Annotated in this window: 5 protein-coding genes; 3 read left to right on the forward strand and 2 right to left on the reverse strand. The window is 48.0% G+C overall.

Translation table 11 applies throughout. The annotated features are described in order from the left end of the window. Positions 1-2 precede the first annotated feature (2 nt). Together Q2U82_RS03140 and Q2U82_RS03145 are read right to left on the reverse strand one after the other, a co-directional pair. Positions 3-1,004 carry a type IX secretion system membrane protein PorP/SprF gene (locus Q2U82_RS03140; RefSeq protein WP_410006271.1) on the reverse strand — a complete coding sequence of 334 codons (1,002 nt, stop codon included), beginning with the start codon at positions 1,002-1,004 and terminating at the stop codon, positions 3-5. A gap of 9 nt (positions 1,005-1,013) precedes the next feature. Next, complete coding sequence (locus Q2U82_RS03145; RefSeq protein WP_410006272.1) at positions 1,014-9,461, reverse strand: T9SS type B sorting domain-containing protein; 8,448 nt, start codon at positions 9,459-9,461, stop codon at positions 1,014-1,016. Between the two features lie 75 nt (positions 9,462-9,536). Here Q2U82_RS03145 and Q2U82_RS03150 point away from each other — a divergent pair, with 75 nt between their 5' ends. From Q2U82_RS03150 to Q2U82_RS03160, 3 genes are all read left to right on the forward strand, one after another. After that, on the forward strand, positions 9,537-10,457 hold the full coding sequence (locus tag Q2U82_RS03150) for a NifU family protein (RefSeq protein ID WP_410006273.1): 921 nt from the start codon (positions 9,537-9,539) through the stop codon (positions 10,455-10,457). Positions 10,458-10,606: 149 nt separating this feature from the next. Then, a complete protein-coding gene (locus Q2U82_RS03155; RefSeq protein ID WP_410006274.1) occupies positions 10,607-10,807 on the forward strand; it encodes a dodecin family protein in 201 nt (66 codons plus the stop codon). A 73-nt stretch (positions 10,808-10,880) separates the two neighbouring features. Beyond that, positions 10,881-12,989, forward strand: a complete 2,109-nt coding sequence (locus tag Q2U82_RS03160) for a thioredoxin domain-containing protein (protein ID WP_410006275.1) — start codon at positions 10,881-10,883, stop codon at positions 12,987-12,989. Positions 12,990-12,998 lie beyond the last annotated feature (9 nt).

Raw genomic sequence — 12,998 nt, forward strand, 5'->3', positions numbered from 1 at the left:
AATTAGTTTATTGCAGGGCAGTTACAATCATAAGGTTCTGGTCTTCCACCCAAAAAGTCATAGCCCAAAGTTATTTGATGATATGAACCGCCATCAAATCTAACATTTCCAGATTGATAGGTATATGTGTAAGCAAACATAAAGTTCTTGAAATTAATACCCAAGATTGGAGAAAAGTATTGGGGTTTTTGACCCTTTACTTCACTACCATTCAAATAATCAGCACCATCAAAACCTCTTCTATAAGACAATCCACCCCACAATTGGCCGAAGTCCATTGTTCTATATGCTTTAAAATTTACGTCTATTGCTTGTTCGCCGGTTCCCTCACTCCACTGAAAAAGGAAAGAAGGCTCATAGCTCCAATCTGCTCCATATTTACCAATGGCATATCCTGCAGACATTAAATATTTCCGCTGATTATTGGATTCATACTTTTCCGTATAAATAGATCTATTCTGAAAAATGATGTTTTTCACTGTGAAATGTCCCGAAAAATTCAAGAAATTATATGATAAACCTGCGTCCACATTAAAGTAGGAAGTACTCTGAACAATTCCAGCAATTACCGGATCGTAATCGTCTAAAGGAAACTTAGTCTCATCAAGCCTTTGCTGCGTCAATCCAGCACTCAAACCAAATGATAATTGGTTAAGATCAGCTTCGCTTCTTGAAAACATAAGGTGGTGAGCATAGGTAACGTACCCTCCTGTCTGCGAATGATAACCATTCTTATCATTATAAAAAATAGCACCTACACCAGATCGCTCTCCAAGTCTTGCATTAAAACTCAGTGTCTGTAAGTTTGGTGCTTCATCTTGATCAAACCATTGTTGACGCGCAGTTAAACGTAGTTGATTGTGCGTTGCGGCACCTGCCATTGATGGATGCAATAAATATAAATTATCAGCTAAATATTCTGAATATATTGGTATACCGTCTTGAGAATATCCATAAAGCGATGATATCAAAAATAGGATAATGGGGATTTGTTTGATGTTCATAATTTCTATTTATCGTTTTAGGGTAAAATGTCCTTTAAATTCCTTTGCGTTCCCGTCCTCTGTGTACTCCACGCGGAACCAGTAGTCGCTCGAGGGCAGCGGGCTGCCGTTATAGGTACCGTTCCATCCCGGGCCCAGCGGGCTCAGCTGCTTGAGCAGCTTGCCGAAGCGGTCAAAGATATAGATTTTCGCCGTAGGGTCGCCCGAGGCGATGCCGATGATGTTCCAGGTGTCGTGGTAGCCGTCATTGTTGGGCGTAAAGTACGGCGGGTAGTCGATCACCCCGACATCGAAGGTCACGCTGCCGCAGCCGTAGATGTCCCTGATGGTGACGGTATGGTTGCCCGGGGCCACGTTCTCAAAGATGTTGCTGTCCTGGAACGGGCCGTTGTCCAACTGGTACTGGTAGGTACCGTTGCCGGTGGCAATGACCTCAATGATATGGTTGCCCGCAAAGGCACCGTTGATCAGGTTCGCCTCATACGTGAACGGCGGCGACGATACGGTCACCGTGGCGCTAACACTGTTCGAGCACGCCGAGGAAAGCTCGGTATAGGTCACCGTATAGACCCCGCCCTGCAGCGCAATGATCGAGGGCCCGGTCTCCCCAACGAGGATCACCCCGTCCAGTTCCCACTGGAAGGTGTACAGCGCCGGGTCAAGCCCCGTGTCGATGGTCGGCGGCGAGGCGCCCCCCTCCTCCGAAGGGATCGGGTTGCCGTTCTCGTCCACGCACAGGCGGTAGTCGCCGTCAAGAAGGATGTCCTCCAATTGCTCGACCTTCAGTACCAGGTCCACCACCGCGTAGCACTGGGGCTCGTACAGGTTGTCCGTATTGGTAACCCGAACGTAGATGCGCTGCGGGTTGATGATGTTCGTGTACGGGAAGGCCATCGGGTTCGTCCCGGCCTCGGCCTCTTCAAGGGTCACGTGGAAGGTGATGCCATAGACCAGCGGGTCCTGCCCGGCCAGTATCTCGGCACGGAGGTCGGATACCTGCTGGTTGGTAACATCGTCCAGGTCGAACTCGGCAAAGCCATCGCTCGGCGGCGTGTTGTCGCAGATGATAAATGGTGCTGCCGGTGTAACCGCAATGGCACCTTTCTGCACGATCAATTCAAAGCTTTGGACCCCCCCAATGAAACAGCCCGTCTCTGAATTTTCAATATTGGTATAGATGGTCTGCGGGTTTATCGCATTGTTGTTAACGTCTCTATTTTGGTACGTCGTGGTGTTTACGATACGGTTGATCTTAAGTTGGGCATCCTGTGCCGTAAGATGGAAGGTCACGTCAAACTGTGACTGGGACTGACCACCCAAAATTTCCTCCACTTTGGTCTCCAGGTTGAACACCCCTATCTCGCTATCGTCCGGAGCGCACACGATATAAGGTGATATCACCGCGGTGTCGTCCGGCAATGGGTTCACGATCAGCTCCAGCTCCACGATCTCAAAACACAGGGAGTTTGGATTGGTGGTGCGCACATAGATTATTTGTGGATTACTGATGTTCTGGTATGCGGTAACCTCTGGCGCAACTATCTCATCGTTTAGGTTAACGGCATCGTCATAGCTTTTAAAGTAGCCAATTGTCCAGGTGTTGCCATTGAGTATCTGCGCCTCACGTTGGGTAAGGTCAAAGAGCTCCGTCTCGTCATAGGGCCCAGGAGGTATTATTACATTGTAATCACAAAGCTCTATTGGGTCAGGCGTTACGGGTCTTGGATTGGGAACAACCCTTATGGTCAAAGTGGTGAACTGAACACAGGTGGCACTAGGGTCCCATCCTTCCACACGTACATACAGGACCTGCGGATTGGACTGGTTGATATAGGCCGTTTCGGGGTCAATGCGGTTGATGTTGTTCAGCGCATCATCCTCAGTCTCAAAATAGGACACGCCCAGTGTCAGATCCCCATTCGTTATCTCACTGTTCCTTACCGTAAGGTCAAAGGCCGTAATACCGTCATTTTCCTCGCCAAGATCATCACACAGCACCAATGGGGCAGGTTCAGTTATCGCGGGAAAGAATTTTACAATAATCTCAAAACTGCCAACCTTAAAGCAGTCGGTATTATTATCATCCAAGCGGACCCAAATGGTCTGCCCTGTGGGTACGGTGTTGGTAAACGCCTCCGGTTGTACAATAAAGGGTGTGCCCGCAATCGCGTCCGCCTCCGTTAGGTGATAGGTAAGCGTATAGTCCGCTGGGTTCTGGCTTCCGAAGATCAGGTCTTCCTGCACGGTTAGATCGAACTCTGCAAAAAGGCCGTCTTGGGTACATCTTACAAGAGTCGGAAGGTCCAATGGAATTACCGGTGTAGGGTTCACGATAAGCTCCAGGGTCACAATAGTATAACAGCCCGTGCCCGCAGGTGGGGCGCTGTATGCCGCACGCACGTAGATGGTCTGGTTGAAGGCAAAGATGTTCTCATAAGGGCTGGCCAGCGGGAAGTTGCCCGTGGTGGCGTCAAATAGGCTCTCGTGGTAGGTAATCAGAAGGGTCGGGTCACCGCCGCGGATCTCCGCGGTCTTGCTCTCCAGATCAAAGAACGTAAAGCCGTCGCTGTCCACATCGCAGGCTACCAACGGGGTCGGCGCTACGGGTGTCGGGTTCGGGCTTACGGTGATAAGGAAGCTCAGCAGCGCCCTACAGGTGTTCTGGCCCACTACGGCAACGAATATTTCCTGCTGGGGGACCACAACGTTCTGGTAGGCACCGGGGCTTACGATACGGATGTCGTTGTCCCGGTCGTCCTGGCTGGCGTAGTAATAGACCGCCAGGGTCGGGTCGCCGCCGGTAAGGACCGGGGTGTTCACCGTCAAATCGAAGGTGGAGATGCCATCGTCATTGGTGCTGCCGTTGAGCTCGTCATCACAGAGCACTAGGTCGTCCGCCAGTCCCGTTCCGGGGTATTGGCCCACCTCGATCTCAAAGGAGGATACCCTCGCACAGCCCGTATCCAGACTTTCCAAACGTACCCAGATGGTCTGCCCACCGCTCTGGAAGGCATCCGCTGGATTGATGGCGTTGATGCCTGCTTCGGCATCGGCCTGGTCTTCGTAATAGGTTATCGGCGCAAAATTTACAGGGTCCTGTACGCCATAGACCGCCGCATCCTGTACCGTGAGATCAAAGATCGCCTGGCCATCGCCGTCATCGTCGCAGGCTGTCAACGGATCCTGCAGGGTGGCGTCGGGCGCATCTGGCAACGGGACCACGATGAGCTCCAGCTCCACTATGGTGTAGCACGGAAGGAGCTCCGGCGGCACGTTGTTCGTTACCCTCGCGAACACGATCTGGCTGTAGGGCACCGTGTTGGTGTAAGGGCTCGTCAGTTCTGTTCCGGGAACGGCATCGATCGCTTCCTGCTCGGTCCCGTAATATAATATGGTCACATTGGTCTCGCCGTCCAGTATCTCTGCATCGCGGTCCGTAAGCACAAAGCCGTCCCTGATTCCGTCATCGTCATCGTCGCACTGTACGAGGGGCTCGGGGTCCATCTTCGGGCTCGGGTTGGGAAGTACCGTAAGCGTGAGCGTGGTCCTGTTGGAACATCCAAACTCAGAGGTCACCCGCGCTATCACCGTCTGTGGCGTGGCTATGTTCTGGTACATCGTAGGGTCCACGATGGGGTTGTCCGCTGCCTCATCGGCAGGGGTGGCGTACCATTGTACCGTTAGGTTGGGGTCGCCCCCGGTCACCAGGATGTTCTGGGTGGTAAGGTCAAAGGTCGAGATCTCATCGTCCGGGGCACTGCCCTGCAGCTCGTCATCGCAGAGGGCCATCTCCAGCGGGCCGTTGTTGGCCGGGACCGGATCCACGATAAGGGTAAGGGTAACTATGTCATAACAGCCCTCCGCCCCATTGGGGTTCGGCGGGATGCTACTGGCTGCGTTGCCCACTACCAGGATATAGATGTCCTGCGGGTTGGCCGTGTTGGTATAGGCGCCAGGGTTGCCGATGGCCGCCGAATAGTCCGGCGCGATCAGGGCAAGGTCCCCGGCCAACTGTGCGTCGGCAAGGTTCTCATAATAATAAAGGTCGAAGCCTGCCGGGTCGAGCGCGCCAAGTACCTCTGCCGCTACTTCCGTCAGGTCAAAGAGCGTAAAGCCATCGGCCACGGCATCGTCGCACTTGCGCAAGGGCTCCGGCTCGGTGGCAACCGGCGAGGTGTGGACCTCCAGGGCAAATGATATGGTCCTGTGGCAGCTGTTCACGGTGGTCTCCACACGTGCCCATACACCCCCGGTACCATAGGCGGGATCCGCCGGATCGGTGACCGGGAGGTCAAGGTATATCTGGTCGTTCTCGTAAGGGACCGTGATCGGGAGCACATTGTTCTCGGCATCCAAAAGGGTCTTGTGGTAGCTTACCGTAAGGTTGGGGTCGCTGGCGGTGATCAAAGCGTCCTGCGTGGCAAGATCGAAAAGGGCAAACCCGTCGTTGTCGGAGTCGCAGGCGATCATACTGCCCGGCGAAAAGGCGGCGGGCGTGGGCTCCACCGTAATGAAAAAGGTATTGGTGGCCCTGCAGCCGTTCTGGCTATAGGCGGTCACGAAGATCTGCTGCTGGGGGCTGATGATGTTCTGGTAGGCCGAGGGATCGGGGATCGGGTTGTTGTTGGCCTGGTCCACGGCCGTGGCGTAATAGAAAACGTCAAGGCCGGGGTCGCCCAAGGTGATCAGGGGCGTGTTCACGGTAAGGTCAAAGGTGGAAAGGCCGTCGTCCGCGGTACTGCCGTTCACAAGGTCGTCGCAGAGGGTCAGGTCGTTCCCCAGCCCAATGGTGGGGAAAAGCTCGACCTCGAGCGCAAAGGGGGTCACCCGCGCACAGCCCGTGATCAGGCTCTCCAGGCGCACCCAAATGATCTGCGGCGCACCGGCGCTTATGTACGTGGACGGGTTGGGGATCTCCGTCCCGGGGATCCCGGCATCGGCATCGGCCTCCAGCTCGTAATAGGTAATGGGCAAAAAGTTTACGGGCAACTGGTCCCCGAGCACGCCATCATCCTGAAGGGTCAGGTCAAAGATGGCCGTGCCGCTTCCGCTCTCGTCGCACCCGATAAAGGGGTCTGCGAACGGTGGGCTCTGGGGCTTCTCCGGAAGGGCTATCACGATCAGCTGCAGCTCCACAATGGTGAAACAGCCAACGGTGGCCGGAGGAACGGTCTTTTGCACCCGTGCATATACCGTCTGGCTAAAGGGGACCGTGTTGGTATAGGGCATAATGATCTCCGTACCGGGAACGCCCGCCATGGCAACGTTGATATCCTCATAGTAAAGCACCGAGACATCGGCCTCGCCATCGATGATGTCGGCATCGGCCAAGGTAAGGTCCCAACCGCCGACAAGTCCATCGTCATCGTCATCGCAGAGCTCCAGGGGGTCCGGGGCGGTGTTCGGGCTGGGGTTCGGAAGTACGGTCAGCGTCAGGGTGACCAATGTTTTGCAGCCGCGGCCAGAGAGGACCCTGCCTATGACCGTCTGCGGGGTATTGGTGTTCTGGAACGTGGTCGGGTTGGGGATCGGAAGGTCAGCGGCCTCATCGGCATAGCTCAGGAACCACTCCACCATGATGGTGGGGTCGCCGTTGGTCACCAACGGGTCCTGGCTGGTAAGGTCGAAGGTGGAGATCTCATCGTCCAGGGTACTGCCCTGCAGCTCGTCATCGCACAGCTGCATCTCGAAGGGACCGAGGTCATCCGGGCGCGGGTCCACGATCAACGTCAGGGTAACGATATCATAACAGCCCTCGGCACTGTTGGGGTTCGGGGGGATGGTACCCCCGGCATTGCTCACGATCAATATATAGATGTCCTGTGGGTTGGTACTGTTCAAAAAGTTGGTGGGGTCCGGGATGGCCTGCGAGAAATCGGGCGCGCTGATGGCCAGGTCGCCAGCCGTCACGGCATCGTTGAAGTCCTCGTAATAGTACAGGTCAAAGCCCAGGGGGTCCAGGGTGCCGAGCACCTCGGGCGCCACCACGGTAAGGTCGAAGAAGGTCAGCCCATCGGCAACGGCGTCGTCGCACATGCGCAGCGGTTCCGCCGGGGCGGTGCCCACCGGGGAAAAGCGCACTTCCAGGGCAAAGGGAACTACCACCGTACAGCTACTGGTGGTACTGCCCACGCGGGCCCAAACGCCCCCGGTGCCATAGTCCGGGTCCGCCGGATCGGTAATGGGCACGTCCAAATAGCGCTGGTCGTTGATGTAGGGGTTGGGCAAGGGCAGCGCATTGTTCTGCGCGTCCACAAGGGTCCCGTGGTAGCTCACCGTAAGGGTGGGGTCGCCCAAGGTGATCACCGGTGTCTGGAGCGTAAGGTCGAACGGCATGAACCCGTCGTTGTTGTCGTCGCACAGCACCAGGTTCGGGGGGGTGCCGTTGATCGTCGGAAGCGAGTCGATGATAAGGTCCACGTGCTGGGTGGTGTCAACGCACGTATTGTCGTTGCGGTTCTCCAGACGGATGTAGACGGTCTCCCCGGGGGCGGCCACGAAATAGGGGTTCGGCAGCGGGTTGGCGTCCGCGTCCGCATCGGCCTGGCTGCCGTGGTAGGTGATGTTGTAGCGCGAGGAGGGCTCACCGTCAAGAACGAAAGGGTTGAACTCCGCCGCAAGGTCCACGAACTCACCGCCGTCACCGTCCGCATCGCAATAGCTCGCGTTCACCGGCACCAGGCCAGCGATCGCACGGCTGAAGTAGATCTTGAAGTCCGTAAGGTCAAAACAGCTGCCCGTGTTGTCCTCGATACGCGCATAGATCGTCTGGGGCGAAGGAGGCACGATGATGTGAACGCCCCCAAGGATCTCGTTCGTGTCGTCAAAACTGTCCTGGTAGCTCTGGTAGTACTTGATCGTGAAAAGAGCCGGGTCCTGCCCTCCAAGGATGTTAGCGTCGTTGTCGGTCAGGTTGAAGACGCCAGCTGTGGTGCCGTAATCGCACTGGTACAAATTGACAGGCGCGTTCGCAACGGGCTGGGGTCTAAAAGTTATTACAACGGAATTACTATCTACCCTACAAATTCCATCTACTGCTTCAACAGAATAAATTCCATCCGTAGTAACCACTAGTGTTGGGTTTGTTGCGCCAGGAATGGGAATAGTATTTCTAAACCACTGAATATTGAAGGGTGGATCGGTTACACCAGAATCCAAAATAACTGGTCTTCCCAAACAGGCTGGACCTGGATTTAAAAGTATTCCAGCTGTGCTAAGATCAACAGGAAAAATAAATTCGTTATTGGATTCATTGGTTTCTGCTACAATACCTGTTCCGTTACCTATATCATCAACCACCGCCCGTAAATTAAAATTGTTGGGCGTAGCAATTGGAATGTTAAGCGTAATAGTTCCGCTTTCAGAACCTCCTATGGGAATAATGTTGTTGGTAACAGTCTGTCCGATCAATACGGCATCTGCATAAAAAGCAATAGGGGTATTGGCTGGCAATTCATTAGTACTGTTAACATTATAGACGGTATATTCTACATCGATATCGTTATTCTGACATAATACTCCGAGATCATCAATTTCTATGGTTGCATCGGGCAATTCGGAATTAACACTGGTGATGATGTTATTTACCATTATAAAATCCAAACCAGAAGTAAGAGTTACATCGATTGAGGTCACTCCCGCCTGAATAATGGGTGGAACTATTCCATCTAAACTGTAAAAATCCAAATCCATATTGTGATTTGTGGATGATGGAGGGATGCTATACATGTTTGTACCATTAAAATTATTTCCGGGAGGATTCAAAGGATCCTGTGGAAAATATGTTCCATATATAGTAGTAAGACTTAAAGTTTCGTTAACGGGTCCAAAAGCATCCCCTTCCCAAGCCAAAAAACCTATTTTGGAAAATGTATCTGAAGAAACATCAATATTATCAACAGTGATGGTTAAAGTCTGATTATTCATGGAGACACTTTCCAAACCATCAAATAAACTTATTTGATTTAACAATAATGAAGGATCTTCGTAGATTACATAAATTGCCCATCCTCCAAAATTTGTTCCGCAGTAAGGGCTTCCAGGATATATTAGAGAACTAACGTCTAAATCAGAAAATGTATATGTTCCATTACCTATAGAACCCACCAATGCAGTTATATCAGCATACGCGGCAAAATATGGATCTCCATTATATATGTGACTAAAAATTCGTTGTGCACTAATTGGAGAACCATTTATCGCTACATCAAAATCACCTGTTCCTACCGATGACCAATACAAGTGGGCCGAAACAAATGTTTGACCTGGATTCAAATTTAAATTTGCGCTGCTTTGAGTTAAGATATCACAATAACCACTATTATTTTCACCAGCATTTAATGTGTTTCCAACTGCTGTAAAATCATATCTTCCATTAAACTGCTGAAATAATTGTACCGGTTGCGAAAAAACAAAAAGAGGAAATATGATAAGAAATAGAAGTAATAATTTTTTCATAATTGGGCTGTTAAGATGCCAAATATATTGAATACATTGTTTTTCTTTTTATATTTTCGCAAAAAAAACAAGGAAATGCAGCAATTTAACATAGAAGTTACCCAAACTAGCAACCAAAATATTGTTAAATTTATTGTTAATTCCTTCTTAACACAGTCTGCAAGCTACGAATTCAAAAATATTGATGAAGCAAAAAACAGCCCTTTGGCACAGCAACTTTTTTATCTTCCTTTTGTAAAAACAGTTTATATCTCGCAAAATTTTGTCGCCATTGAAAAATATGACATTGTGGAATGGAAAGAAGTGCAAGACGAGGTTGCAGAATCTATCGCGGAATATTTAAATTCTGGAAAATCTGTGATTACTGAGACTGTAGTTCCTAAAAAAGTTCCAATAACTATCTATGCCGAAAGTACGCCGAATCCAACTGTAATGAAATTTATAGCCAACAAAACCTTGGCAACCGGAACTTTTGAATTTAAAAACATTAACGATACCGCACATTCACCCCTAGCAAAGGCCTTGTTCAACTTTCCTTTTGTAAAGGAAGTTTTCATTAGTGGAAACTTTGTTTCAATTATGATATTCAATTTGGCTGATTGGCAGGAAATTTCTATGGAAATAAGGGAATTCATCCGAAAATTTATTGAAGACGGAAAACCCGTTTTGAACGATGAAGTCTTGAACGCTACAAATATTTCAAAAAATATTATTTCTGAAGAAAATACTTCAAAAAATAACTTGAAAATTCATTCTGCTTTAGAAAAAGAAATAATTTCAATCTTAGACGAATACGTTAAACCAGCCGTCGCTAGAGATGGCGGCCATATTCTTTTTGACTCTTTCAACGAAGAAACCAAAACTGTAAAAGTGATCCTTCAAGGAGCCTGTAGTGGCTGCCCATCTTCAACCATTACTTTAAAAAACGGAATTGAAACAATGCTGAAGGAAATGCTCCACGGGCAGATAAACAGTGTTGTTGCGGTGAATGGGTAAAACCTCTAGCTCCCGAAGGGGAAATTAACGCTGTATTTTCAATCTTTCTTCTCTCCGTTAGGAGCCAGGCAGTAGCTTTTAACTTAATTTTCAGATTATTGGCTTTGAATAATTGTATCTTGAAGTTTTATTAATTAAACCTAAAAATCATGGCAGTATTAAAAGTAATTGAAATTCTTGCAAGCTCTAAAGATAGCTGGGAAGACGCAACCCGTAATGCAGTTAAAGAAGCTGGAAAAAGCATAAAAAATATTCGTTCCGTATATGTTCGCGAACAAAGTTGTGTGATTGATAAAGACCAAATCACTCATTTTCGTGTAAATGTAAAAATCACTTTTGAAGTAAATTAAATCTTTTAAGAATTTTTGAAAATACGCTTTTGAAATTTCAAAAGCGTATTTTTGCTTTTTTTAAATTCCCGCTATGCGATTACTATTTGCTTTATTGGCAATAGCCCTACTTTTTGGTTGTAATTCTTCAAAAAAAGAAACCTTGGAAACACGCCCCTTTACCAACGATTTAATCCACGAATCCAGCCCTTACCTACTCCAACATGCACACAATCCCGTGAATTGGAAACCCTATGGTGAAGCCGCACTTCAACAAGCAAAAAAAGAGAAAAAACTAATTGTAATAAGCATTGGTTATGCTGCCTGCCATTGGTGCCACGTGATGGAGCACGAAAGTTTTGAGGACAGTACCGTAGCCGCTGTGATGAACAAGAATTTTATATCAGTAAAAGTAGATCGCGAAGAGCGTCCAGACGTTGACCAAACTTATATAAACGCCGTTCAATTGATGACAGGAAGTGCGGGCTGGCCCTTAAATGTGGTGACACTTCCCGATGGAAGGCCTGTTTGGGGCGGCACCTATTTCCGTAAGAACGATTGGTTAAATGCTTTGGAGCAAATTCAGGAAGCATACAACAACGAACCAGAAAAGTTGATTGCCTACGCAAATAGGCTTGAAGAGGGTATTAAAAGCATGGATTTGGTGCATTTGAATACGGAAGATGTTGATTTTGCGAAATATCCTACTTCAGAAATAGTTAAGAATTTATCCCAGAATTTCGATGCCAAAAACGGCGGTTTCAAAGGCGCTCCAAAGTTTATGATGCCCAACAATCTGGAGTTTTTATTTAGGCAGGCGTTTACTGAAAATGACAAAAAATTATTGGAGTTCGTAACATTGACTTTAGACAAAATGGCTTATGGCGGGCTCTATGACCAGCTAGGAGGTGGTTTCGCGCGTTATAGCACCGATGAAAAATGGCACGTGCCCCATTTTGAAAAAATGCTTTATGACAATGCACAACTCGTAAGCCTATATAGCAATGCATATTTGGTAACAAAAAATCCACTTTATAAAGAAGTGGTTGAAGAAACATTAGATTTTGTTGCCCGCGAAATGACCAACAAAGAAGGGGGGTTTTATTCCTCTTTGGATGCAGATAGTAAGACAAAAGAAGGCAAGCTTGAAGAAGGTGCATTTTACGTTTTTACTTCGGAAGAATTGCAAGCACAGCTGAAGGATGACTTCAATATTTTTAAGGAATATTATAATGTGAACAGTTACGGCAAGTGGGAAAACAACCATTATGTGCTAATCAGAAAAAAGAGTGATGCCGAAATTGAAACAGAATTCGGGCTCACTTCCGAGGCTTTACAGCAAAAAAAGAAAAGCTGGAAAACTACACTCCTAACCTATCGCAACAAAAGACCAAAACCTCGATTGGACGATAAAACATTGACCTCTTGGAACGGTTTGATGTTAAAGGGCTATGTTGATGCCTACAAAGCTTTCGGCAAAGAAGAATATTTAGATGCCGCACTTAAAAATGCCGCTTTTATTTCTGAAAAACAATTTCAAAAAAACGGAGCGCTTTTTCACAATTATAAAAATGGAAAAAGCAGTATCAATGGCTTTTTGGAGGATTATGCCTTTTCAATTGAAGCATTTATTGAGCTATATCAGGTAACTCTAGATGAAAAGTGGCTAAAGCTTTCAAAGAAAATGGCAGACTATACAAAGTCTAACTTTTTTGATGAAGAAAAACATATGTTCTATTTCACTTCAAAAGAAGATGATGCTATTGTTACCCGAAACTTTGAATATCGTGATAATGTGATTCCCGCTTCAAACTCAGTAATGGCAAAGAACCTGTTCCTACTCTCAAAATATTTTGAAGAAACCGGTTTTGATGAAATTTCGCACCAAATGCTGAAAAACATATCAGTAGAAATTGAACAATACCCCAGTGGTTTTTCAAATTGGCTGGATTTGTTATCAAATTTTCAAAATAATTTTTACGAAGTAGTGATCGCAGGAGAAAATGCTTTGGAGAAAGTAAATGAATTTAACAAACACTACCTACCCAATATAATTATAGCTGGAAGCAAAGGAGAAAGCAACGGGCCCCTTTTTGAAAACAGATATACTCCAGATGCAACTCTTATCTATGTTTGCGTAAACAACGCTTGCAAACTTCCAGTAGAAGACACAAAAATTGCAATTGAATCATTAAAAAATTAAAAATTGACT

It is taken from the genome of Aequorivita nionensis (assembly GCF_046352995.1).
Taxonomy (GTDB): Bacteria; Bacteroidota; Bacteroidia; order Flavobacteriales; family Flavobacteriaceae; genus Aequorivita; species Aequorivita nionensis.

Bases quoted from the DNA above. Each gene is read 5' to 3' on its own strand.
- Q2U82_RS03140 (WP_410006271.1), bottom strand. From the start codon at position 1,004: ATGAACATCAAACAAATCCCCATTATCCTATTTTTGATATCATCGCTT.
- Q2U82_RS03145 (WP_410006272.1), bottom strand. From the start codon at position 9,461: ATGAAAAAATTATTACTTCTATTTCTTATCATATTTCCTCTTTTTGTT.
- Q2U82_RS03150 (WP_410006273.1), top strand. From the start codon at position 9,537: ATGCAGCAATTTAACATAGAAGTTACCCAAACTAGCAACCAAAATATT.
- Q2U82_RS03155 (WP_410006274.1), top strand. From the start codon at position 10,607: ATGGCAGTATTAAAAGTAATTGAAATTCTTGCAAGCTCTAAAGATAGC.
- Q2U82_RS03160 (WP_410006275.1), top strand. From the start codon at position 10,881: ATGCGATTACTATTTGCTTTATTGGCAATAGCCCTACTTTTTGGTTGT.